The sequence below is a fragment of the Pseudomonas sp. E45-MNA-CIBAN-0222 genome (genome assembly GCF_040310405.1).
Classification (GTDB): Bacteria; Pseudomonadota; Gammaproteobacteria; order Pseudomonadales; family Pseudomonadaceae; genus Stutzerimonas; species Stutzerimonas stutzeri_AC.
This window is the reverse complement of record NZ_JBEOPU010000222.1, coordinates 1-240: the sequence shown is the minus strand read 5'-3', so window position 1 is coordinate 240 and position 240 is coordinate 1. Positions and strand designations below refer to the sequence as shown.

The 240-nt window shown below is 39.6% G+C and carries 1 protein-coding gene; it reads left to right on the top strand.

The genetic code is table 11. The features are described 5' to 3' along the window. Positions 1-240 (top strand): hypothetical protein (locus AAEZ08_RS23405; protein WP_500125242.1); only part of this gene is annotated, 240 nt, incomplete at both ends.

Here is a 240-nt window from a genome sequence, read left to right as displayed (position 1 = left end):
CCCAAAAGCAGATGAATTAGCTGACAACATACGATTTGTAGGCGCCCAAAGTAAATTTTCAAGACCTGATTGGCCTCTACTTTTAACACCAATAATGTACACTCAAAACTTTGTTATTGAGCAAACCAACAACCTGTCGAAACTTTTCGAATTGATACGGCAGCTGCCAGTGAAACTATTTGACAGTGAGCTAATCGACTTCGCTAATGCGGTAGGTTTTACCAACACTGAATTACATAC